The 22,128-nt window shown below is 41.9% G+C and carries 23 protein-coding genes and 1 pseudogene; 14 read left to right on the forward strand and 10 right to left on the reverse strand.

Annotation, left to right across the window (positions count from 1 at the left end; genetic code table 11):
* Positions 1 to 27: 27 nt before the first annotated feature.
* Positions 28 to 1,818 carry a hypothetical protein gene (locus tag SCIP_RS00370; RefSeq protein ID WP_048349241.1) on the reverse strand — a complete coding sequence of 597 codons (1,791 nt, stop codon included), beginning with the start codon at positions 1,816 to 1,818 and terminating at the stop codon, positions 28 to 30.
* A 340-nt stretch (positions 1,819 to 2,158) separates the two neighbouring features.
* Here SCIP_RS00370 and SCIP_RS00375 point away from each other — a divergent pair, with 340 nt between their 5' ends.
* From SCIP_RS00375 to SCIP_RS07455, 5 genes are all read left to right on the forward strand, one after another.
* The gene (locus SCIP_RS00375; protein WP_081442782.1) at positions 2,159 to 4,036 is read left to right on the forward strand and encodes a DUF4012 domain-containing protein; all 1,878 of its coding nucleotides are present in this window, start codon (positions 2,159 to 2,161) and stop codon (positions 4,034 to 4,036) included.
* Positions 4,037 to 4,144: 108 nt separating this feature from the next.
* Complete coding sequence (locus SCIP_RS00380; protein WP_006292508.1) at positions 4,145 to 5,152, forward strand: DUF4422 domain-containing protein; 1,008 nt, start codon at positions 4,145 to 4,147, stop codon at positions 5,150 to 5,152.
* Between the two features lie 187 nt (positions 5,153 to 5,339).
* Positions 5,340 to 7,409: a sugar transferase gene (locus tag SCIP_RS00385; protein WP_231287940.1), complete on the forward strand. Its 2,070-nt coding sequence runs from the start codon at positions 5,340 to 5,342 to the stop codon at positions 7,407 to 7,409.
* Between the two features lie 79 nt (positions 7,410 to 7,488).
* Positions 7,489 to 7,821, forward strand: a complete 333-nt coding sequence (locus tag SCIP_RS07450) for a hypothetical protein (protein ID WP_006292510.1) — start codon at positions 7,489 to 7,491, stop codon at positions 7,819 to 7,821.
* A 90-nt stretch (positions 7,822 to 7,911) separates the two neighbouring features.
* Positions 7,912 to 8,562, forward strand: coding sequence for an EcsC family protein (locus tag SCIP_RS07455; protein WP_006292511.1), 651 nt, complete (start codon positions 7,912 to 7,914; stop codon positions 8,560 to 8,562).
* Between the two features lie 43 nt (positions 8,563 to 8,605).
* On the opposite strand, the gene SCIP_RS00395 is transcribed toward SCIP_RS07455, so the two are convergent.
* Complete coding sequence (locus SCIP_RS00395; RefSeq protein ID WP_006292512.1) at positions 8,606 to 8,941, reverse strand: type II toxin-antitoxin system RelE/ParE family toxin; 336 nt, start codon at positions 8,939 to 8,941, stop codon at positions 8,606 to 8,608.
* A gap of 78 nt (positions 8,942 to 9,019) precedes the next feature.
* A complete protein-coding gene (locus SCIP_RS00400) occupies positions 9,020 to 9,316 on the reverse strand; it encodes a type II toxin-antitoxin system Phd/YefM family antitoxin (protein ID WP_006292513.1) in 297 nt (98 codons plus the stop codon).
* 402 nt (positions 9,317 to 9,718) lie between these two features.
* On the opposite strand from SCIP_RS00400, the gene SCIP_RS00405 reads away from it, so the two are divergent.
* Positions 9,719 to 10,423: a hypothetical protein gene (locus SCIP_RS00405; RefSeq protein WP_144427339.1), complete on the forward strand. Its 705-nt coding sequence runs from the start codon at positions 9,719 to 9,721 to the stop codon at positions 10,421 to 10,423.
* A gap of 359 nt (positions 10,424 to 10,782) precedes the next feature.
* Here SCIP_RS00405 and SCIP_RS07910 read toward each other — a convergent pair whose 3' ends face one another.
* The gene (locus SCIP_RS07910) at positions 10,783 to 10,962 is read right to left on the reverse strand and encodes a hypothetical protein (protein WP_144427340.1); all 180 of its coding nucleotides are present in this window, start codon (positions 10,960 to 10,962) and stop codon (positions 10,783 to 10,785) included.
* 200 nt (positions 10,963 to 11,162) lie between these two features.
* Between SCIP_RS07910 and SCIP_RS08455 the strand changes: the two genes are divergently transcribed.
* Positions 11,163 to 11,594: an IS3 family transposase gene (locus SCIP_RS08455; RefSeq protein WP_081442784.1), complete on the forward strand. Its 432-nt coding sequence runs from the start codon at positions 11,163 to 11,165 to the stop codon at positions 11,592 to 11,594.
* A gap of 99 nt (positions 11,595 to 11,693) precedes the next feature.
* A pseudogene (locus SCIP_RS08460) lies at positions 11,694 to 11,888 on the forward strand (IS3 family transposase); the annotation flags it as partial.
* Positions 11,889 to 12,034: 146 nt separating this feature from the next.
* Here the strand turns inward: SCIP_RS08460 and SCIP_RS00410 are convergent.
* Positions 12,035 to 13,480, reverse strand: a complete 1,446-nt coding sequence (locus tag SCIP_RS00410) for a flippase (protein WP_050752353.1) — start codon at positions 13,478 to 13,480, stop codon at positions 12,035 to 12,037.
* Between the two features lie 200 nt (positions 13,481 to 13,680).
* Between SCIP_RS00410 and SCIP_RS00415 the strand changes: the two genes are divergently transcribed.
* The 5 genes from SCIP_RS00415 (at position 13,681) to SCIP_RS00435 (ending at position 18,621) form a co-directional block, all read left to right on the forward strand.
* Complete coding sequence (locus tag SCIP_RS00415; protein WP_006292516.1) at positions 13,681 to 14,700, forward strand: capsular polysaccharide synthesis protein; 1,020 nt, start codon at positions 13,681 to 13,683, stop codon at positions 14,698 to 14,700.
* A 50-nt stretch (positions 14,701 to 14,750) separates the two neighbouring features.
* Positions 14,751 to 15,617, forward strand: a complete 867-nt coding sequence (locus SCIP_RS00420) for a lectin-like domain-containing protein (protein ID WP_040590379.1) — start codon at positions 14,751 to 14,753, stop codon at positions 15,615 to 15,617.
* Positions 15,618 to 15,632: 15 nt separating this feature from the next.
* A complete protein-coding gene (locus SCIP_RS00425) occupies positions 15,633 to 16,244 on the forward strand; it encodes a hypothetical protein (protein WP_040590380.1) in 612 nt (203 codons plus the stop codon).
* A gap of 854 nt (positions 16,245 to 17,098) precedes the next feature.
* The gene (locus tag SCIP_RS00430) at positions 17,099 to 17,548 is read left to right on the forward strand and encodes a hypothetical protein (protein ID WP_147290548.1); all 450 of its coding nucleotides are present in this window, start codon (positions 17,099 to 17,101) and stop codon (positions 17,546 to 17,548) included.
* Positions 17,549 to 17,577: 29 nt separating this feature from the next.
* Positions 17,578 to 18,621, forward strand: a complete 1,044-nt coding sequence (locus SCIP_RS00435) for a hypothetical protein (protein WP_040590382.1) — start codon at positions 17,578 to 17,580, stop codon at positions 18,619 to 18,621.
* Here the strand turns inward: SCIP_RS00435 and SCIP_RS00440 are convergent.
* Positions 18,618 to 19,748: a glycosyltransferase gene (locus SCIP_RS00440; RefSeq protein WP_006292521.1), complete on the reverse strand. Its 1,131-nt coding sequence runs from the start codon at positions 19,746 to 19,748 to the stop codon at positions 18,618 to 18,620. The two genes, SCIP_RS00435 and SCIP_RS00440, sit on opposite strands and share 4 nt — an antisense overlap.
* A gap of 230 nt (positions 19,749 to 19,978) precedes the next feature.
* Here SCIP_RS00440 and SCIP_RS00445 point away from each other — a divergent pair, with 230 nt between their 5' ends.
* A complete protein-coding gene (locus SCIP_RS00445; RefSeq protein WP_144427342.1) occupies positions 19,979 to 20,323 on the forward strand; it encodes a hypothetical protein in 345 nt (114 codons plus the stop codon).
* 104 nt (positions 20,324 to 20,427) lie between these two features.
* Here the strand turns inward: SCIP_RS00445 and SCIP_RS08015 are convergent, their stop codons facing one another.
* The 4 genes from SCIP_RS08015 to SCIP_RS00460 are packed head-to-tail and all read right to left on the reverse strand — an operon-like array spanning position 20,428 to position 21,992.
* Positions 20,428 to 20,577, reverse strand: coding sequence for a hypothetical protein (locus SCIP_RS08015; RefSeq protein WP_006292523.1), 150 nt, complete (start codon positions 20,575 to 20,577; stop codon positions 20,428 to 20,430).
* A 45-nt stretch (positions 20,578 to 20,622) separates the two neighbouring features.
* Positions 20,623 to 20,868, reverse strand: coding sequence for a hypothetical protein (locus tag SCIP_RS00450; protein WP_040590383.1), 246 nt, complete (start codon positions 20,866 to 20,868; stop codon positions 20,623 to 20,625).
* 16 nt (positions 20,869 to 20,884) lie between these two features.
* Positions 20,885 to 21,184, reverse strand: coding sequence for a hypothetical protein (locus tag SCIP_RS00455; protein ID WP_040590384.1), 300 nt, complete (start codon positions 21,182 to 21,184; stop codon positions 20,885 to 20,887).
* Positions 21,171 to 21,992 (reverse strand): endonuclease/exonuclease/phosphatase, encoded by an 822-nt coding sequence (locus SCIP_RS00460; protein WP_006292524.1) that lies wholly within the window; start codon positions 21,990 to 21,992, stop codon positions 21,171 to 21,173. The genes SCIP_RS00455 and SCIP_RS00460 overlap by 14 nt, the downstream gene beginning before the upstream one ends.
* Positions 21,993 to 22,128: the final 136 nt, after the last annotated feature.

Below are 22,128 nucleotides of genomic sequence, written 5' to 3' on the forward strand. Positions count from 1 at the left end.
ACTGGATGATTTGCTGGACTTGACTGACTAGTTGGAGTTGCTCTTATTATTGGTGGAATCAGAGTTATTTCCGCTGTTATTTCCGGAATTGCTGTTGGAGTTGTCGTTGTTGTCCGAATTGCCGTTGTCTGAACCATTGTCATCAGAATTATCATCATCCTGATTCTGATTATTCTGATCGTCCTGTTTCTGCTGTTCAGCCCGTCGCCGGGCATCCTCCTGCTGCTTTTTCAGTGCGTCTTGGCGAGCTTTTTCCTCGGCCGCAGCCTTATCGGCAGCAATTTTGGCATTCTTGGAATTTGTGACCGATGTCATGGCGTTCTTGACAGCCTGTGTTTCATCGGTGTACTCCTGAGTGGTAACTTCTTTTTCCTTCTTATCCAGGAGGGCAGTGGCTTTCTTGAGCTCGTTGTTCAGATCAACTCGGGTTTGATCATCTTGCACTTGACCCTTAGTGGTGGCATACAAGGTTTGGGCTTGAGCCGCAACTGCCTGCAGATCGTCCTTAGCGTCTGACTTTTCTTTAGCTGCCGCGCTCTTGCGCACCTCACCAATGGAGGTTTTAATGGAAGATGTATTTTTATGAGCCTGCTTGGTGAGATTAGTACTGAGCTGTGTGATTTCTTCCAGTCGGGTTTGAGTAAGCGTAGAGCTGCATGAATCGATAGAACTGATGTTGTTGGAAGTGCTTTTGCCGCTGGAAATAGCGTTCTGCAACCTAGTCACGGTGCCAGAATCAGATACGTCATCTGCGGTAACAGAAGAGGTAACAGATTGGGCTTCTGTCAGTTGCGTACCCAGTGCCTTGCCTGCTTTCTGCATTTTGGACGTTGATGATTCGCAGTTGGACAGGGCGTTGTTGTACTCGCTGGTACGCATGGCCCGACGTACTGCTAATCCCCCATAAATCAAGGCAAAAGTGAGAATAATAGCTACCAGAGCCACTACGGTGGCAATGATCAATCGCCGTTGGTTTTCATCGTCCTTGCGCTCGGCGACTGACACCCCGCCTGCTCCCAACTCCTGCGAATCTGATGTCCCTCGGGTTCCTGCTGCCCCGAAGTCACTCCTGGAATCGGTAGTATCTTCCCCAAAATCAGATACGAACTGTTCCAGGGTGGAATTCAGCTCATCGTTGGGTGTATTGGCTGTGGCGACCGGGTGACTGATAGTAGCCTTGTCGCCGCTGTCGTCCCTGTATTCGCTCTCTTTGTCAGCTGCACTGTCTTCGTTGCTGCTGATGCTTGTATAATCATCCCTGCTGGTGATGGCAGTGGTCGGTAAGCCTTCATCTTTCAGAGCACTATTGTCGCCGAGCACTGCGGGTGAAATTTGCTCTGTCGTTTCGCCGGCATCGGGAGAGCTCTCTTCCTCTCTTGTCCCTGTCAGTGTTGTCTCTTGGGCCACGGGTGCAGTCTGTGGGAAGATCAAAGTTGAGGTAGCGAAATCAGGGTTTGGAAGTACACTCGGCTTATCTTCAGGATTTATTGCATTCTGCGGGTTCGCTGCCCCTAAGCGTGCAGTTTCTTGGTTTCCAACCTCAGAAGTTCCCCTTGCTCCGGTTCCTCCTGCAGCATTGCCGGCATCATCAAAATCATCCAAAAGGGGATTAAACGCCTGTGTTTCTTCCAGGTGCTGACCTTCAGCTGTGGGATTCTCTGACAAACTATGATTATGCCGTTCCTTGTCCTCAGGCGTAATCAGCACAGGGTCGGCGATCGGCGGAATAGACTGAGTCGTCTCATCTTCCGATGGAGTCTCGGCGCCTGATACAGCCGATTCCTCATCATTCTCATCGCTCTTACGATAAATCGTCATAGCTCGTCCTTCATATGCCGCAGCGAATTATGTCCGCTAGCCCTAAGCGCTAGTCCTTAATATTTTACAGGAGCCTCAGGAATGCATAAAAATTTATATGAATTAGGCTGCCCTGTGCCTTATGATTTGCGCCAGGTTTCTGCCTGATTGGCATATTTTTAGCCAGGTGATGAGGACTTTAGCCGATTGGGGAAGGCGATTGAAGAAGCCGATTGGGGAAGAAGCCGGTTAGTGAAGGCTTCAGTCAGGTAAGTGGCAGTCAGTCTTGCATATGGAAGGGTACGGGTAGAATCAAAAAAGTATGTGAAGGTACATGAATTAAGTGAAGGTGAAGTTTCACATGGCAGAAGGTCGGCAGGTACGCAGTAGGCATGGATATGCGCATGGGAATCGTGATGGATATGATGGTGGCCGTGACGTCGGCCGTAAGCATCATCATGTAGCCTGGATTTTTCTTTTCCTGATTGTAGGTCTTCTAGCACTTGCTGCAATAGGCGGGTTGAAATTCTATCGCCAGGCCAAACAGGTTCAAGCCCACGAGCAGAAGGCTATTGCTGCGATTCAGTCAGTTGCTGGAAATGGGAATGTGAGCAGCTTAATTAGTTCCGATAATGGTTCTTCCTCCTCTGCCTCCTTGGATAATCTGAACTCGAAGATTGCTATCGCTCAAAAAGAAACGAAAACAGCCCAAAATATTGCTCATGGCAGATTATGGACGATAGTCGCAAAAGTTCCCGGTATCAGCAACGACATTGCCAACGTCCAGGGTTTGACGGACATTGCTTATGATCTTTCAAAGAATACTCTTCCGCAATTTACAACGGTCGTTCAGGGATTGAAAGGGGCTTCCTTCTCCACCGGCAACGGCCAGCTTAATATGGCACCTGTAATCAGCACAGGCGTAAAGCTTACAGCTGTCAATTCCAGCCTGAATAAGCAGGTAGAAGCCCTGAAAAAGCTTCCAACCCCAACAATCCAGCAGATTAAGAATGCGAATACCAAGGCTACTTCGGCAATCACTAGTCTCAGCGGCAAAATCAACACGGCCACAGGGTTAATCAACTCTCTGCCCAACCTGCTTGGTGTCAACGGAGCCCGTAATTACATCGTGGTAGCACAAACAACGTCAGAAGCTCGTTCCGGGGGCGGCCTTGTCGGCTCTGTGGGCACCATGAATGCCACCAACGGGGTTATTACTATGGGGTCCTTCCACGCCAACACTGAGTTCACAAACACTGGTTCTGTCAGTAACCTGGTCACTCCGCAGCAGGCAGCAGCCCTGGTGTCAAACGGCTATCCCTGGTATGGCCACTACATCAATGATGTTTCGGTCAACCCTAATTTCCCTGATACTGCTGCTCTTATCAGACAGATGTGGGAGTATCAACGGTTTGGCACTCGCGGCACCAGCGGAGTTATATCTTTGGATCCAGTTGCTCTCCAGCAAATTATCAGAGTAACCGGAAAGGTGACAATGCCCAATGGAAAGGTGTTGACTGGTTCTAATACCGCTGAATATCTTTTGAATAAAGTCTATATTGATATTCCGGTTGCGTATCAGAATGCTTATTTTGAGGCCGTTGTCGCCCAAGTCACCAGGAACGCCTTTACTAATATGACAGCTGGGAAAATGCTCCGACTGGCTGATGTAATGTCAACTGCAGGCAGGAACCGGCATCTGTATGTATGGTCTTTTCAGAAGGAAGATCAGGCCACCCTCCGCCAAGCTGGAGTTACTGGGGAAGTTGATGGCGATAAAGCTTCATCAACGACAGGCATTTACAATGAAGAAATGGTTCCTTCCAAAATGGATTGGTACATTCGCCGATCCACTACTGTTACAAAGACAGGGACGACCGCCAGCGGCGGCACTACTTATCGGGTCACATCAGTGATCCGCAATACTCTGGATTCGTCCACAGCTGCCCGACTCCCCAAATACATCACCCCTGATTTTACTGGCAAGTCCCGGCTTCGTCTGTATATTTATCCACCAAAGGGAGGGGCAGTTAGCAATCTGTCCCTATCGTCCGGAACTGGTACGCAGCCTTTTTCTCTACAGGGAAGAACAATTTTCCGCAGCGATGTTGTTGATCTTCTTCCGGGGGCTGCGGTTACTGTCAGCTATGATGTGACGGCACCGGCGGGGGCTGATAATCTTATCTTGGATCAGTCTCCGATGGGTATTGAGGATCCGCAGGTAACGTATAAATACTGAATATTGATAGATTAGTAGTGGATAAATATTGATACTTATTTCTTATTTAAGAAATAAGTAAATAAAAGTAAATATAAATAAATAATATAAATGGTAAAAGTGATGCAGATGTCAACAGAAGATCAGACTGATAGGGGCCTGGCTCATGGCCGCCAAGCTGATGGCGGTATAAGCGGGCAAGGACCGGACAGTGAGCAGCATCGTCTGAATGAGCGGAAACCAGGCCGCCCCCGTAAAGATATCAAAGATATCTGCATTGCCGTAGCGGCCCACAAACCCTACCGTATGCCAACAGATCCCATGTATATGCCTATGCAGGTAGGCAAGGCCCTTCACCCGGATGTGAATCTTGGCCCGCAATTTACGCCTGATAACAGTGGCGATAATATTTCTGATCAAAATGCTTACTTCAGTGAGCTGACCGCCCTCTACTGGATGTGGAAAAATTGCCACAATAAGTATAAAGGCCTGGCTCATTATCGCCGCCACTTTGCTAGTAAGAGCCAGAGGGGGGCAGGCATCTTGCATCACGAGCGGCAGCAGTGGCAGCATCGGCAGCATCGGCAGCTCTCTTCAACTTTTGCTTCTGGACCATCTTCTGACCGCTTTTCGCGAATAGTCGGCAGGCAAGAGGTGAGTCGGCTTCTGGATACGACTGACATCATCCTGCCTAAAAAACGGCACTATTACATAGAAACTATCCGCTCTCACTATTCTCACACCATGTATGTGGAGCAGCTAGACGAGACCAGGGCAATTCTTGTAGAGAAGTATCCCACTTTTGTCCCCGCCTTTGATCAGGTTATGAATGCCCGTAGTGCTCATCTGTTCAACATGTTTATTATGCGTGCAGATAAATTTGATGAATATTGTGCATTCTTATTCCCTATTCTTTTTGAGCTTGAGTCCCGGCTGGATCCAGCTCAGTATGATGGTTTTCATGCCCGGTATGTGGGACGGGTCAGCGAACGGCTCCTGGACGTATGGCTGAAAACTCACCGATATAGTTATGCAGAACTTCCTGTCATGAGCCCTGAGCCAGTCAATTGGTGGAAGAAAGGAACCGCTTTTTTGACTGCGAAGTTCACCGGCAAAAAGTATGGGAGCAGCTTCTAGGCAACGAGATAAGAGTTTTGTTTATAGATATCGATTATTGCCTATAGAATCAAGGTACAGAATCACAGTATGGTTAGCCAGTTAGCCTGCGGTGGTTCTGCAACGGTATTCGTTGGTGATTCAGAACTATGGCGTGCGGGGTTTGACTTTCACCAGTTCAGGCTCCAGACGGAAAGGTATAAGGATAATGTTGAAAGGTGAGGATAAGCCATCCGCAGATACTTCGCAGCCTCTCAACTCTCAGAATGGGGAGGGGCAGATGGATGCAGATGATGCAGATAGATCGCAGGCCCATTCCCGTCCTTCGACTAGTCCTCACTCTCAGCCCCCCCCTGCCCGTCAGCAGCGCCAGCAGCGCCAACAGAGCTATTTCGATGGGTCCTTCTTGTCAACCTCGGACATCCCCATCGTTGATTTTCGCAATACCAATACGTTCAGCATCAAGAAAACTGATCAGGCAGAAACGCCCACAGTTTCTTTCCCACCTGCGTCTTCATCTCCGCAACCTACCCAATACTCTGGTTTTTCTGCGTCCCAGGCCGATCTGAATGAGATCACTGAAATTACAGATGTGTCTGAATCATTCCCCTCCGTAGCCATGCATATGCCTGCCGAACCTGATCCCAGGATTGCTGAGTCTGGTTCCAGGACTAATGCAGGAACTGATTCTTCTCACCGCGTCTTTTCCTCAACTACTCGCCCTGCTACTCGTCCTGCCCGGTCGCCCCGTTCTTCTCGCCGCCGTTCAGCCAGGCCTATGAGCTTTGCCACCAGTCGCGACACCAAAGGTAGTCTGCCTTCTGGCCGCTGGCACACCTTTTATATTTTAGGTGTGGGTTTGCTTGATACCCTTATGATTTTGGTCAGTTTTGTCATCTGTTTTGGCCTGACTCACCTGATTAACCCTGACTCTCTCAACAATCCTCTGGCTCGTCAGCCCTTGGCATATGTTGTACTGCTGATCATGTGCATCACCTGGGTTGTGGGCATGGGGGCGGCGAAAGCCTATTCCACTCATACTATGGATGAAGGAATGGAGCTCTATTCCAGCATTACCAACGGTGCCATTGTTGCTTCTCTTATGATGGGCTCCATGCTCTTCCTGCTTCGCTGGCAGCCGCCCCGCGGCCTGGCAATCAGCACAGTAGTTTTGGCTTATGTTCTTACTCTGGTGGAACGCTGGCTGATGCGGCGTTACCTGCATGGCCGCCGCCGGCATGGGCATCATTTCTACCCAACGATTATTGTGGGTTCCCAGAGGGGAATTCGCCAGATGGTCAGCAAACTCAAGTCTTCCCCGGGCGTTGGTTACAAGGCTCTTGGTGTTTGCCCGATTTATGTGGATCAGGGATCGGGAATGATCTATTCTGATACTTTTGTTCCTGCCTCACAGGAGGAAGAAAATCTCCTGGTCATTCCTTTCAACCTTCACCTGCCTCAGAATGCTATGCGGGCCGGCGCTTATACCTTGCTGATTGCCGATGTGATTGATCGCGAATCTGAGGTTATGCGGTCCTTGGCTCTGGCTACCGAATCCCAGGGACTGGAGTTGGCTATTGAGGCGTCTACCGCAGACATCGCCAGCAGCACTCTTCATCTGCGCCACAACACCGAGGTCCCCATTCTGACAGCTCAGCTGCCTCAGTATTCTGGTTTAACCCGCGCTATTAAGCGGATTTTCGATATTCTCCTGTCTGGAGCTGCGCTCATTCTGACGTCACCCATTATGCTGATCACGGCTATTGCCATTCGGATGGAAGACAAGGGCCCGGCTATTTATAAACAGAAGCGGATTGGCCTCTATGGCAAGCCCTTCATTATGTATAAATTCAGATCTATGTATGTGGATGCAGATAAGCGTGATGCTGCCCTGGCTGCGGCTAGCGGCAAGGAGCACGGGGTTCTCTTTAAGATGAAGGATGACCCGCGCATCACCAAGGTTGGCAAGTTTATCCGCAAGACGTCCATCGATGAGCTTCCACAGTTTTGGAACGTTTTTAAGGGGGATATGAGCTTGATAGGCCCGCGTCCTCAGCAGAGTTATGAGGTTGCCCAGTATGGCACCCTCTATTCCACCCGCCTCCTGGTTAAGCCTGGGATCAGCGGCATGTGGCAGGTATCCGGCCGCAGCGACTTGAATCCGCAGGATGCCGAATACCTGGATGTCTCTTACGTTGAGAACTGGTCCCTGACCGGCGACTTCATTATCGCCATCAAGACCATTAAAACCGTCTTCTCCGGAAGTGGAGCATACTAAACATAAGTGCTAAACTGTGCTTACTAAATGATTAAAGTAAAAATCAAAATCTAGTAGAACTAGCAGAAAGTGGAAAACAGTGTGTGAAATAACTGAACAAGCAAAATATAATATTCCTGATCCTATTCTTAATCAACGAGAACTGGATAAGATGGCGCAACTCAATGACAGGTATAAGAAAATGACTTCACCAAATAAAGTCCAACAGGTCTTTGGGAATGTCGGGAATGGACTTGTTAAAATAGTTCCCCAACAGGTGAAAGATGGAGCTAATTTCATCAAAGACAAGGCAGGCGATGCGGTAAACGGAGTAGTAGAGCAGCAGCTTGTTGCGAAGACTCTGGAAGTCATAACGAAGAGTTTCGGCATTGTGCAACAGGAAGTTAGTAAATATACTATCAAGAAAGACTGAATCATTGGCGAAGTTAATAAGGTCTCTGGTAAGAATAATATCCATAGCTTAGAAGAGTTTTGCTTAATAAGAAGCTATGACCTGTCCAAGGTGAATGCTTCACAGAAGAACCAGCATCTAGCACTAGCTGCAGTTGAAGGCGGTGCCTTTGGAGCGATGAACTTTGTAGGCATACCGCTAAGCATTGCAGTTAGTACTTTACTTTATTACAGGGCTGTTCAAGCCATTGCCCTTCAGTACGGGTATGATGCGGTAGATGACCCAGATGAAATGGTTATTGCCAATGAGATTTTCAAGAGTTCAATGAGTCCCCAGGATTCCACTGGTACTTCAAGTTTATCTACTACTTTGGCTAAAGTGCTCGCTTTGAGTGAAGTACAGGTTGTTAAGGATCTTAGTAAAAAAACATGGGTTCAATTTGCTGATAACGCTGTGGGCTTGCTTATTCTCCAGATGAGGGCGCTTGCTAATGCTGCAGCTAAGAAAGCACTTGAAAAAGCAGGAAAACAAGGGCTCGAAAAAAGTTTATTTCGGAGTACTTTTACCCAGATAGGTAAGCATCTAACAAAAAAGAGTGTTGGAAAAATGGTCCCGTTTGTAGGTGCTGCTTTAGGCGCCGCTTTTGACACTGCACAGATGGTGACTATTTGTGATTATGCCGATGTGTTCTACCAAAGGCGTTTTCTGCTTGAGAAAGGTGCACGAATCCGAGGCCTCAGTGATAGTGAACAAGGCAAGTAAACATTAGTTATTAAGATTCATACCTATCATAAGCAGGCTAATTTTATTTTAGATGTCGTTTTATATCTCGTTTACCGTAGATTATGCGTGCAATAGTTATTGTTTTATCGGTCTCAGAAATCCAATAAAACAAAAGATAATTCCCAACTGCTACTCGTCTATAGTCATGAGAAAGTCTTTGTAATGGCCAGTAAATCTTATTGGCATATGGGAAGATTTTAATATCCTGGGTGACTTTCTGAAGCTTGCTGAGGAATGTTGCAGTTACCTTATAATTGTGAAGGACGCTGGCAATATAGGTTACTGCATCATTTATGTCTTTATTGGCTTGGGGGAGAAAAACAATATGAAACTCTTCAGAAATATCTTGCTTTGGCATTTAGGGAGGCCGATCTCTTGGAGGCAGTTTCGCCGTAGTTTTCTTACATTTTATATGTATCTGTAAACGTATATGGGCTTATTGTTCTTCTTCACTTTTCATAATAGTGTCAAGATTTTTTTGCGCAGATGCAAGTACTTCCTGTAAAGTAAAGCGTTTATCAGTAGTCTGCTCTTCACGCTCAGCCTCTAAAAGAGCAGCGAATATAGAGCTGTCAAGATGGAGATTTTCATATGCTTCCATACTTAGGACGACCATATCGCCGAACCCGTTTTTAGTAAGGAAAACCGGTTCCTTAGTTTCGTGAACTGTCTTGGAAATATCGGCAAAATTATTTCGTAAATCTGAAACGGGACGAATCATCTGTTGAGTCATCTTCGCTCCTTTCTTTACTGTTTCAGTAATAAATAGTATGTAGTACAGTTAAACTTACTAACGGTAAATTAGATCTCTAAATTTAGCATAATTACGCTAAATTAGCAAATATCCTCTGAGAAAAATTCTTTAGCCTTGCAATACCAAAGTATAAATATAATATATTTTTATTTAGTTCAAAGTTGCTTTGTGGAAATAAAACGTTAAAATCTGTTGTTTTGCAACGAATTACAATAAAATTAAAAGAAGTTGACAATTTATATTTTGAATATATAATTATAAATATGAAAATAATATTAACTAGAAAGGTAAATAATGCAATATCTTGATCGAGTACTCCCAACGCTTTTATCTATTCTGCCGATAATCTTTTCCGTAATGCAGTTTAAACAAGGTCAGAGAATGGAACAATATGAAAAGAGCCAGAAGATATATGATGATGCCAGGCATGCGCAGGAAGTTGAAGCTAAAGCTGCTTCGTTCATTTCACGTTATGATCAAGAACGCAGACTGATTCCGTTATGTGCAATAGCATCAATGTATGATCGGAGTAAGAATTATTCAAGAAATATATATCGAGAATATTGTAGTTGCACAAGCGAAATTCAAAATTCGATATTGAAGGCTTGCGGACTTGACCTTAGAGTGAGAAGCATAGATAAGTTTTATGAAGTGTGTTTAGGTAAACTAACGCAAATGCTTGAAAAGACATTTCCTTCTGATAAAAAAATCTTTTATGATAATGGTAAGTATTTCCAATTTTGTTTAGAAAGGTGTGGTTCTGAGTCTCTTTCTTATTTGGAATATGAATACGAAGATCGACTAACAGATATACTTTCATATGCTTTTCGTAATGCAGATTCTTTTGCTACACCTATAAATACTGCTTGTAGAGAGTTTAACTTTGCAAAGTGTAGCGACAGAGAGGCCTGCCAGTTTGTAACTACTATTGCAAGATATTCTGCAATTTATTACCGATCTGATGAAATTCTCACCTTGGAGAATAGCTTCGGCTCGCCAGAGTGGGATGAAGGAATACAGACGATGGAAGATCTCTTTCTTATTGCATTATTTAATATATATGTTTATTTAGTATTAGTAAAATGAGCCTTGGAATATTTAAATAAGTGTATGCAGAAGTTAGTTGAAAAGACTAAAAATGCGGGAACTTTTTACTAAGTAGAGCATTTAAATATGTTCGAAACGACAAAATGTAAGAAAACAGCGTGCATTCATACAAGACGACTCATATCAGCGTATTGATGTGGTTTGGTTTTTGTTCTTAGTAGATTCTCGCTTTATGTGGGTGAAAGGATATATTAGGAGCATGAGTCACGGAACATGGTATTTCTGAGGAATTCAAGGTACGTGCGGTAGGGCTTCTTGAAGAAGCACGCTATAACGCCAGGTTTGAGTCACAAGCAGTAAGGACAGTAGCCTCTTCGTTAGCAATAGCTCAGGAAACACTACGCCGGTGGAGTAAAAGCCAGGACGGGCTCGCTGTACCGTTTTTGTCTGCCCGGCAAGCCCAGGACGAGGTTAAAGGCTGTGTAGGGGGAATCGAGAGTTGAAGCGTGCGAATGAGATTTTGCAGACGGCGTCAGCTTTTTTCGCCTCCAGGATTGACCAGAACGGGCGTTAGACATACAGTTCATAGACGTGTGCGCGTCACGGTATTGGTATCGAGCCTATCTGCACAGTATTATCTGCGAGTCTTCCTGGTGGGTTTATCACTGCTTGCGCTTACTATCAAGCGAAGAAGCGTAGCGTGTCACTGATGCGAGGACGCCATGAAGCGCTTGCAAGAGATATTTGAGAGATTTGATGCTGATGAGTATATGCGCGCTTGAGGGGCACACGGACAGTATTTCATGAACTAGTCAACCAGGGGTGGATAGTGGGTAGAGACCAGGTAGCTCGCGTGATGCGCGAACGTGGTATCCAGGGTGTGTGTCGGGGTAAACACCCTATCACCACGAGAAGTGTGAAAGGAACAGGAGGCAGACGCGATCTTGTGAACCGTGATTTCACGGCGTATGCACCTAACCGGCTGCACGTGGCAGAAATTCACGTATGTCAGACTCACATCTGGGGTTGTCGCGTATACGGCGTTTGTTACGGGCGTGTTCTCTCGTCGCATCGTGGGATGGGCGGTATCTTCCACAATGAAAACTACACAGTTACCGTTGAAGGCGTTGGAACAAAGTATTCACTGGGCTGTTTCTCATGGGGATACAAGCCGGCTTTCATCATAGTGATCATAGTGTTCACTACATGAGCAGCGTGTATCACAGTGTTGTACAACGGTTTCATATAGCAGCTTCTACAGGTACGGTGGGTGACTCGTATGATAATGCCATGACAGAGTGTTCATGGCGCGTATAAAGCCGAGCTTATCCGTATATGCAGCCCGTTTCAGACAGTAAAAGCGTTGGAACAGGCAACACTAAAATGGGTTTCATGGCCGAATACGAAACGCTTGCACGAGGCACTGGGATATAAAACACCAGCCCAAATCGAGCAAGAATCCTACCAAGAACAAAAAACAGGTAAACTACCAATAACAGCATAAACAAAAAACAATCCATATCATTACGTTACTAGAATTTCATCTGCACAATTGTATGTATGTTATGTAATTTATGTGCATATCAATTGTGAAATACTGATAAGAGCAGAATAGACTTTGTATGAATAGGATATCTTGAAATGGATGCTCTAGTCTTTCCATTTAACGAGTCTAGGAAAGATTTCAGAGAATTCGGAATTCTTTGTCAATTCACACCAAACTAAAGATAAGACAAGATAGAAGGACGCACCAGCCGCTATCTCTATAAATAAACTAGTAAGTGTGGAATTAATAATCGTGCTGATTAGTCTAGCTATCGCGAACATCAGCAAGCCAAAGACTGCAAAAGGAATGGTTCCAAGTATGCTACTCGTAATTTTGAGATCATGTCTGGTAACTCGAACTTGTGCGAGTAACACTATAAATTCAGCAAGTACGGTTGCAAATGCTGCTCCCATTGCACCAAAATGTGGTATAGCAAAAATATTGATTATGATATTTGTGATTGCACCAAACACTACAGAGAGAGTATATGCGTTATCCTGGTGCGTAGGAAGAAGATATTGGACACCGATTACGTTTGTAATACAGATTAATGGAATGACTAGTGAGAGTATGCGCATAAGTGGTATGCAACTTTCAAAGCCTTCACCAAAAAAAATTGGTACAAATTCTGGTGCGATGCTTGCTATCCCGAAGGCCAGCCCATATGCACAAAAGAGCATGAACCACATAGTTTTTTGTACTAGATGTTTCCCTTCTATTGTATGTCCGGCTGAGATTACCGCTGTCATTTTAGGAAGAACCACAGCTCCCAAAGCTGTTATAACCGCCATCGGAAGTTTAGATATTTTTTCTGCGTAATCATAATAACCAGCCTGTCCCATACCTGACATTGCCCCAAGCATGACACGGTCTAGGAGTGTGTAGAGGCTTGTCGCTATGACAGGGATAAAAAGCGTTAAATTTGGTTTGATGTGAGAGAAAATTCCCTTCAGCGTTGGACGGATGAAATCTACATATTTGGGAATAAACGGCCATAATAGAAGGCTATTTAATAAGTAAGATGCTGCAATCGCGAGAATATAAACCCATACGTCATTGGAATCTCGAACAAGCAGTAGAATCATGACTACAGAAATGAGTTTCGTTATAAAATTCCTGATCGTTGGCATTTTGAATTCTTGGAGGCCAAAGAAAAGCCACGAGGTGTCTAATATAGAACCTATAACCCAAAAACCCCACAATATCCAATATTGAGTATATCTTCTGCCAAATGCAATAACGAAAAGAATATATGCAATTAGTACGAGTAATCCGATACCTGCGCTCATGGTGATTACTTCCCAAAAGACACGCGAGCGTTTTTTTCTGTCTCCATCGCACTCTGCAATTATTCGGACACCATAGTTAGATAAACCAAGCGTTGAGAACATAACAAAATAATTGACAATTGCCTGTGTATAAGCAAATACCCCATTTCCAGATGATCCTATTGTTCTTGAAAGCCATGGGGTAGTAATTAAAGGAGTAATCATCAATAGTATTTGATAAGCAGAATTGTAGAAGAAGTTCTTCCTGAGGCTATGTGACATTTCACTCCTTAAACCGATTTTCATGTTACTATATCGCATCTATCTCATGCTCGTTAAGAACTGTTCCAGAGTGTCTTCTGCCGATACGTTATCGTAGAATTAACTTAGCTCGAGGAGTTCTTGTAAGAAGTTGCAAGATGATAGCAAATGGTAATAAACGCTAAATTATTATTACCGCTGTTGATGGAGGAAATGTTATTGTGAGTACGCTCTCCAAATTGATACATCGTTTTATTCGACACACTCGAGTTTTCTCAATACGTTACGCTTTGATTGAAGTGCTCGTTGTTCTTGATAGGATACGTTGGAAGAATATTCCGTATGCGAAAATGTCGCATTTTTTATTGAATCAGAAAAGTAAATTTATTTTATGCTGGTGTCGGCAGTATTTTTCTGAAGAAATTGCAAAATATCAAAACTATTCTGCTGAGAGAGCAACGAATAGTACGCAAAAGATTTGGGTATGTTGGCTTCAAGGCATTTCTAATGCTCCTGAAGTAGTCAGACTTTGCACTAAAAGCATAACTAAACATTCAAATCAACGTGAAGTTATTCTTCTCGATTGGTCAAACATTCCGCAGTACTGTGCATTGCCAAAGTACATACTTGATAAGTATAAAAATGGTATTATTAGTGCTCAACAGTTCACAGATATATTACGAGTTAATATTCTAGAAAAATATGGTGGTCTATGGGTAGACGCAACAGTTCTTGTTACGAAAGAAATTCCTGAAACCGTATTTAAGCTTCCCGTATTTAATGTCAAGGGGATAAACCCCAATTTCAAGCATGCCTATGCTGTTATTGATTCCACGCAATATCAAAGCTATTTGATTGCTTCTTGCCCCCACTCTGTTACATACTCATTTCTTAATGAGTGTATCTTGAAATATTGGAAGGAACACGATACATTAGTCGATTATTTTCTACTCTTTTATATTGCAAAAATTGCTAGAGAAGAAATTCCAGGTGCAATGAGTGAATTCAATAAAGTACCGAATAATAATGAGTTATGTGAAATTCTTGGAGATGTATGCGCTAAGGGTATTCCATTCCGAAGGACAGCGTTGGATTTTTTTGCCAAAAATTCGACTTGGGCATATAAACTTTCTTGGAAAGATCAGTATCCTGTGAGGACAAGAGATGGGAGTCCTACTGTATGGGGATACATTATTGACCAAGATTACAACAGGAAATATGAAGAGAATTTTGTTTATTAATATGGAGTTTTCTTAGGCTCGAGCATGGTTATACGGGGGTGAAATGGAATATGGATAAAGATACTTCTCAATTTCCAGATAGTAGGAAGATGCGCTATCGCAACCTATTTACTGTTGCGATAGAGGTTATTACTGTTGTAACTTTAATTCTTGCCACTGCGTCCTTTAAAGACAATGGAATTTCGACGAGCCAAATTCGTAGAGGTACAGTGACGCAAACATCACTTTCGAGGAATATCACCCTTAACGGTTCCGCTTCGATTACTACAAATAATCCTGGAGAAATAAACCTTACCCAAGATTCCCCATTACAATGTGGGAATGCAGTATTTAATATGGACCTCTATGCAACAAGTAGTTTCACTCTAAAAGGTTTAGTCTCCCTTGGTGATAAGAATGCTGAAAACGGCGGGGGAGATGGTATGTCGTTTTTCTTGTTTTCTGGGAACTTATTATCACTTGGAAAGTGTGGCGGAGCATTGGGGCTCGGGGGTCTACCAGTCGCTTTTGGCTTCAAACTTGATACATATTATGATAGTTTGCGTGATAAGGAGCTTTATTCCGCAGACCCAAGTAAATTCTCTAGAAATGCTTTCGGCGCTTTCGTTAATACGCAAGGCGTTGATTCGCGCGGGGTCAAGAGTACGAATATCCCTGTTGGATATGTTCAAACAGTTGAAGAGCCTGCACCTGCACAGATCCATTCACCGCAAAAAGATCGAATTTCTGAAATTATTGTGCAATATTCCGGTGACACTAAGACGTTGACTGTAGTCTATGAAAACCAAAAATGGTCTAAAAATATATCATCTTGGCTTGATCCTAATATGATTTATCATTTAGCCATTGCCGGGGCGTCTCATACTAACCATAATTTACAGAAGTTGTATTTTAAGAGTCTTTCCTATACTGTGTAAACCTGAGGGAGTATTATGAATGAAGTAATTAAAAAAAAATCTAACACTGTGTCTATTTTATTGGTAATGATTCTTTCTTTTATCTTTCTTCTGTTGTCTTCTACATATGGTGCCGTCCATGTATCCAAATATTTTCGAAGTTCAAGTTTAATCGCATTCAATAGAACCGCGCAAGAGATAATGGGCTGGGACCAAATTAAGATGCTTGACTTAGTACCAGCAATCACGAAGTCAAAAGAATTTATTTCAAATACGTCAAATGCTTGCACTGTTGATTGTGATGCTAGCGCTTTCGCAAAAGTAGAATTTGAGAATCAGACTACTAAGCTACAGATTAGCGTCACAACAAGAAGCGCAAAATCTGCGCAAGAATCTAATTTTATTTTTGTAAACGCTCTCGTAGATAAATGGAATAAGACGCATAGTATGAAACTAATAGTTACTGATAGCGCGTCATATCCTACAAGACCTTGTACTCCTCCGATACTATTAGCTGTTTGGATCTTCCTAATCTTTGAGTTGGGATTACTTGTTGCTATATATGAAATAGTGCTTAGTTTGAGCAGGTCTTTCAAAGAAATTATTTTTTATAGTAAATATCACGGGAAGCATGCTGCTATAAACTAGCAGCATGGTTATTTATATTGACAGAGGCACCAATGTGTAGCACAAGCAATTCGAAAACAGTGCATGAGGATATATTACGTTTTCTAGATTTTCTATTAGTGTTTATTAGCATACTCACAAAATATGTCAATCAAGTTTATTATTATACACCATGGATGACATACCTGGGAGTATTCATAGTAAGTATTATTGCAATTTCAAAAATAGTATTAAATAAACCATGGAATATACTTGGATTGAATAGATTCACTCTTGTAACAATAACCTGTTTAGCGGTTTCAATCCTTTATTACTTATGTTTGCATCGTATGGATTTGCTTCTGGGATTATTAATATATTTCGCAATCGCAAAGTCGTCATTGAATCTGTATATCTGCGATTTTGGGCTTAGCGCCGGAATAATTTCTTGTATAAATATTGCCCTTTTTGCATCTGGGAATTTATCTGATCACGTTACATTGGTTAGAGTGGCAAGTAATGGTTTATCTAGCATAAGATCTTCAATAGGTCTTAATCACCCCAATTATACTATTTGTTTTCTTTTACCCTTTATCTGTTATGGAATATATACACAAAGTCGGATTGCAAAGTTTTCAGTGTTTATTATTAGTTCAGAGATAACCTACTTCATAATGGAGGTAACTGATTCACGGACAGCTGTGATTTCCGCTGTACTTGGACTTTTATTTATTGTATTTTCGTTTGTTAGAAACACTATTTTTCAGAGATTACTCTTGTATATTTTGTCGCTTATACCCTTTATTACTGCCATCTTAAGCATTATTATCGGTCTTAAATTCTGGAACAATGGTAGGCTAAATATTTTACTTTCGTCGAGACCTCAATCATGGCATATGGCCCTAGCAAATTCAAAATTTTTTGGGCCCAGTACGTATGCAAAAAGCATTTTTGCCGCGTCTGAGTCGATAGATAGTTTTTTTATTTACTATATTGGTGGTTATGGTTTTATTGCTGCTTTAGTACTTGTTATTCTTTTGTCAGCTATAGCATTATATTCAGCAGGTATATCTTTGAGTAAAAAACATGGTCATTTTTCCTTGCGTTTTTCGCCAGAATCACTAAATTACGAGCTAGGCTTAATAATTTGTCTTTATATGTGTTATGGATTCACAGAGAGGCATGTTCTTGATTTTGGATATGGTGTATTAACTCCTATCTTATTCGCTTTTATTTTGTCACCTTCGTGGGTTCAACGAGGGAAAACTACATCTGCATGTATACGCGGTCAATTTGATGCTCAGGATAGACCTCCTTTGCATGCATCACTTACAATACAAGACTAATTAAATATGGATTACTGCAAGACGGGGGTATGATGAATAGTAAGAAATACTTTATTAAAGAAACTAGTGAAGTTATTGAAAATCATGCTGGTTGGAAGGCACGCCAAGATATTGAAGAGATTGCGCGTATGAACCGTTGGATTCCGATTGATGTGCGAAGGCAATTCAAGAATACAACACTCGAAAAGATGAAAGCGTCTTATGAAGTCTTTTTTGATTGGCGAAAAGTCTTCCACATGGTTCCAGCGAACAGTATTTTGTTGGTGCAATACCCATTGGCAACGTTTCAAAAGATCTCTATATTATCGCTACACTGGTTACAACAGATGAAGAAAAAAGGTATTAAACTAGTGATGCTGATACATGATCTGGAAGAGTTACATCTTGGCGTGAATAATCTGGATACTCATTTTTTGCGACTGGCAGATATAATTATTTGTCATAACAGAATCATGAAGCAGTATCTTTCAGAGAAATATTCAGTTCCAATTCTCTCAATTGAAATTTTTGATTATCTAATTTCAGATAGGATAGTATTAGATGATACAACAAAAATGCATAGTATCGATATTGCCGGTAACCTATCACCTACTAAAGCGGGATATATATATAAGTTGTACCAAAGCTTTCCTCGTGCGCATTTTAACCTTTATGGACCGAACTTTCTCGAGAACTCGGAAGAGAAAATATGGTACCGTGGAAGTTTTCCCCCGTCTCAGCTTATTGAACAGATGCATGGACAATTTGGTTTGGTATGGGATGGAGCCTCAATTGATTCCTGCACGGGAGAGAGCGGCAGCTATCTCAAATATAATAATCCGCATAAAATGTCTCTTTACCTTGCTGCTGCGAAGCCAGTTCTTATATGGGAGCAGGCTGCACAGGCGCAATTTGTCGAAGACCATAACATTGGTGTGGTCTGCTCCTCGATTGGTGCTGGGTTAAAAGAAATTTATTCGCTGAGTGAAGCGAAGATTAAATCAATGCAGCAAGCAACTCTTGATGTGTCACGAAGGATACGAGAAGGATATTATACGTCAAGGGTTTTGGACCAGTCCCTGAGTTTACTCTAAATTCCTCGCTCATATATATGTTCTAGGTTTTTAATCATATCAATTATAGAATAACCTTCACGTTTTATGACATCGGCATAGTTTTTTCTTTCTCTGCCATGTTCAACAAAATTAGTGTGATATGAGATTGCGCGCTTTGCCCAAAATTTCGGTCCATATGTTAATTCCATTCGATTTACTAGTGGTGTTATCAATACTTCTTGTGGGAATGCTGTCGAGCAGAAAACAGGTAATCCGTTACATTGAGCCTCTAATACAGTTATTCCGAAACCCTCATAATGAGAAGCAGCGAAAAATAGATCGAATGCGGAATAATACTGAGCTGAACTTGATACCCGCCCAATTCGTATCACAGAAGAGTCCAGAGAATTATTAGATATATAGCTATCGATCTCTGCTTCAAGATCTCCTGCACCAATTAAGAGGAGAGCGGAATCAGGAATAATTTGATGAAGTTCGCGAAAAGCCTCCAGTACAAATAGCGGATTTTTTTGCTCCACCAATCTCCCTATAGCTCCAATAACTAATGTATGATCCGCAATTTGATATTTTCTTCTTAAGACCGATCTTCCTTCTGAATTATAGCGGTATTTTTCTGTATCAATTCCATTATGAAGTATAATAAACCGCTTTGAATCAAAAAGATATTTTCCTGCTGCAGAGCTGGTCGCAAGCCGTACGTTTGCAGTATTTCCAAGAAAAGTTTTCCCAAATTTATGTGCAAATGATTTTGCGAAATAATGTCCTTCTCCAAAATTTGCATTGTGCGAGTGAACTATTCGAATATTGACATGCTCTAATAATGCAGCCGCTGAAAATGTAAATCCCATCCCATTCATCGTATTGATATGTACGATATCGTAATGATTCTTATTCAGTAATTTTCTAAATTTGATAATTGAAAGAACTTGGCGTACAAGAAGGTTCGGCCTGTACCCGTGGAAGACAGTATAGCGATGTATATCGTATTTCTGGAGCTCTGAATCAAACAGACTATTAGAATCCCATGTAGAGAAAATATCAATCGTATACTTTGAATGATCAATGTTCCTGATGATATCCATAATCAAGGTTTCAATCCCACCTATTCCCCAACTCTCGGAATAGAAGAGAATCCGTTTCTTCATAATTGAATCCTTTGCTTTGATTTGTTGTTTTGCAGGATGTCCAAAATTATCTTTTATATTTGCCAGAGAAGAATTTGGAACTTGAACAAATCTTATTTCTAGATTAAATGATGTATATGACGTACTTCCACGGGTTAATGATAGTACATGTCTTATTCCTCATGAACACATGAAAGTAGACAGCAAGATTTTTAATAGCAATATTTTCCTGACTATTCCTGACTATTTTCTTGGCATCGCGTTTTGGCAGCATAGGCGCTGCTGTTTCATCCGGTATTGCTATGTTTGTCAGCAGCGGTTTGATTCTCAACTGGTATTATGCTGTGAGGATTGGTTTGGATATGAAGGGGTACTGGAAGAGTGTGTTCCGGCAGGTTCTTCCTATGATTGGTGTTTGCCTTCTTGGCCTGTGGGCGTGGAATGCGCTGCGGCTTAACCCTTCCTGGGGCACTCTGCTCTTGGGGATTGTCATCTATGCTCTCGTTTTTGGCCTTGCTGCTTATTTCCTCAGTACCAATGATTATGAGCGTGGTCTGGTAAAAGGTTTTGCTCGTCGTTTTGCTAAAAGAGGGTGAGATCTAAAGGTGATATTGTTATGAAAACAATGTAATTTCCAATGCCTGGCCGTGATTCTGGTGATAAGGATTCGTAGCGCCGATTTACTTATTCTCAAGCAAATCTATCTCCCATAAATAGCTTTTTGCCAGCGAAGTTTGCGGACGCAATAGTCAAGGAGCAGAGGAATCAGCACTCCAGCAAGTGTCAAAACGATCATGAGAACAATAGTGCTGCTTGCTGTGATGGGCAGATGCAGCAATTTAGTCACCATAATTCGTGCGCCAGCAACAACAAGGTATAGAAGTTGTTTGATTATTCAGTTTTTGGGAGTAGTCTCTACTTCATGTGCAGAACTATTTTCTCTCCTTATTGCTTCATTGATAAGACTTTGTATAAGAGAATGCATGGTATCTGAATTCAGGATCCTGTCGAGTAAGGTCTGAAGCTCTTGCATTGAGTTTATTTTTAAAGTATCTGAATATTTATCATGATATTCTGAAATACTGTCTTTGTCTAAAACAATAGTAGTTGGGTAGGCAATCTCATTGTATTCGACAAACATGATTCTATACTTATATTTATCTAGCCCTTTTTACTCTCAGATATACTTCATATCGATAGCGGTCAAAACTCAGTTCTCCTAAATCTTCTTGTATATCTACATCTACTGTATTGGATGTGTTCGATGGCTTGGTCAGAAGAGTAGTGAAAGAACCTCTAGAACTCTTTTTATAAGAACGTATTGGACCGCGGTAATCTGAAATTTCTCCTTGAACATAACCGTGGGTTTCTTCACTAATTTTCTTTAACTCGTTTTCAATTACTTGCTTCGGTGCAAAATTATCGGACAGTTGAAACGAATACTTATTTTTTACCATTATTGTTTCCTTTCGAGGTATCATCTATTTCACACATTATAGGAAAATGATCGCTTATTTTTGTATTTGGTCTGTCATTTTTATCATAGAGTGTGCCGTGGCTGCACTCAGTAATAATTTTAAGCTGGTCTATCACTAAATTTGGAGCAAGCTCTCTTGATAAAAGAAATTGATCCAAAATATACCACATAGGGGAATAAAGTTTTGAATTATTATAATAGTAAGTACCGGGTGGTGCTGAGAAATCACCAAAGAAATTCCACATCGGATTGTAATACTCTCTATATAGTGTACCAGACACCATTCTGGTTTTCTTTTTGGTTGTTTTAAGTGCTGGTAATCCGTGGAAACCATCTGCGTTTAATAGTCCCTTGGAATAGGGCATATCGTTGAAATCTCCAACAATTATCGATTTAAAAGAATTAATTTCTTCTTCGGTATCATGTACATCTTTGATTATTTCACGAATTTTTGCGAAACGTTCTTCGCTGTTGTCTCCATGCAGATCTGATATGAGATGTAACCCGCAAAGTACATATGTATTATTGATTACCTGTATTGAATAATAAGAATTTTGTCCTCTTGGTTCAACATTACGATAATTACCCCAAATATTAATTCTGTTACAGCCAAGTGTCATGTACTCAATGAAGTAATCTTGGTTAGCACGAATGCTTGTAAAAAGATTATCTTTATCTGCACAATACTCTGCAAGCACAATGATATCGATTTGCTGATCTTTTATGACACTGCTGAGATATGGGTTAATGTTCCGGTTGTTATTGGTGTTCCAAAATAGGATTCTCACAAGTGAAGTATTGCACGAGCTAATTACAATAAATATGGATCCACTCTTTATTATTAGAGTTATCCTTATTCGGCATTTTTTCTCTTATAGGTTAGAATTGTGTTGCCTTTAGTTGCGCGTTGAATGTTAGAACAAT

This window comes from Scardovia inopinata JCM 12537 (assembly GCF_001042695.1).
Classification (GTDB): Bacteria; Actinomycetota; Actinomycetes; order Actinomycetales; family Bifidobacteriaceae; genus Scardovia; species Scardovia inopinata.

Bases quoted from the DNA above. Each gene is read 5' to 3' on its own strand.
- SCIP_RS00405 (WP_144427339.1), top strand. From the start codon at position 9,719: ATGGAACAATATGAAAAGAGCCAGAAGATATATGATGATGCCAGGCAT.
- SCIP_RS00385 (WP_231287940.1), top strand. From the start codon at position 5,340: ATGTTGAAAGGTGAGGATAAGCCATCCGCAGATACTTCGCAGCCTCTC.
- SCIP_RS00420 (WP_040590379.1), top strand. From the start codon at position 14,751: ATGGATAAAGATACTTCTCAATTTCCAGATAGTAGGAAGATGCGCTAT.
- SCIP_RS00375 (WP_081442782.1), top strand. From the start codon at position 2,159: ATGGCAGAAGGTCGGCAGGTACGCAGTAGGCATGGATATGCGCATGGG.
- SCIP_RS00400 (WP_006292513.1), bottom strand. From the start codon at position 9,316: ATGACTCAACAGATGATTCGTCCCGTTTCAGATTTACGAAATAATTTT.
- SCIP_RS00450 (WP_040590383.1), bottom strand. From the start codon at position 20,868: ATGTTTGTCGAATACAATGAGATTGCCTACCCAACTACTATTGTTTTA.
- SCIP_RS00410 (WP_050752353.1), bottom strand. From the start codon at position 13,480: ATGTCACATAGCCTCAGGAAGAACTTCTTCTACAATTCTGCTTATCAA.
- SCIP_RS00395 (WP_006292512.1), bottom strand. From the start codon at position 8,941: ATGCCAAAGCAAGATATTTCTGAAGAGTTTCATATTGTTTTTCTCCCC.
- SCIP_RS00425 (WP_040590380.1), top strand. From the start codon at position 15,633: ATGAATGAAGTAATTAAAAAAAAATCTAACACTGTGTCTATTTTATTG.
- SCIP_RS00455 (WP_040590384.1), bottom strand. From the start codon at position 21,184: ATGGTAAAAAATAAGTATTCGTTTCAACTGTCCGATAATTTTGCACCG.
- SCIP_RS08015 (WP_006292523.1), bottom strand. From the start codon at position 20,577: ATGGTGACTAAATTGCTGCATCTGCCCATCACAGCAAGCAGCACTATT.
- SCIP_RS00435 (WP_040590382.1), top strand. From the start codon at position 17,578: ATGATGAATAGTAAGAAATACTTTATTAAAGAAACTAGTGAAGTTATT.
- SCIP_RS07910 (WP_144427340.1), bottom strand. From the start codon at position 10,962: ATGTCTAACGCCCGTTCTGGTCAATCCTGGAGGCGAAAAAAGCTGACG.
- SCIP_RS00430 (WP_147290548.1), top strand. From the start codon at position 17,099: ATGGCCCTAGCAAATTCAAAATTTTTTGGGCCCAGTACGTATGCAAAA.
- SCIP_RS00440 (WP_006292521.1), bottom strand. From the start codon at position 19,748: ATGAAGAAACGGATTCTCTTCTATTCCGAGAGTTGGGGAATAGGTGGG.
- SCIP_RS00370 (WP_048349241.1), bottom strand. From the start codon at position 1,818: ATGACGATTTATCGTAAGAGCGATGAGAATGATGAGGAATCGGCTGTA.
- SCIP_RS00380 (WP_006292508.1), top strand. From the start codon at position 4,145: ATGTCAACAGAAGATCAGACTGATAGGGGCCTGGCTCATGGCCGCCAA.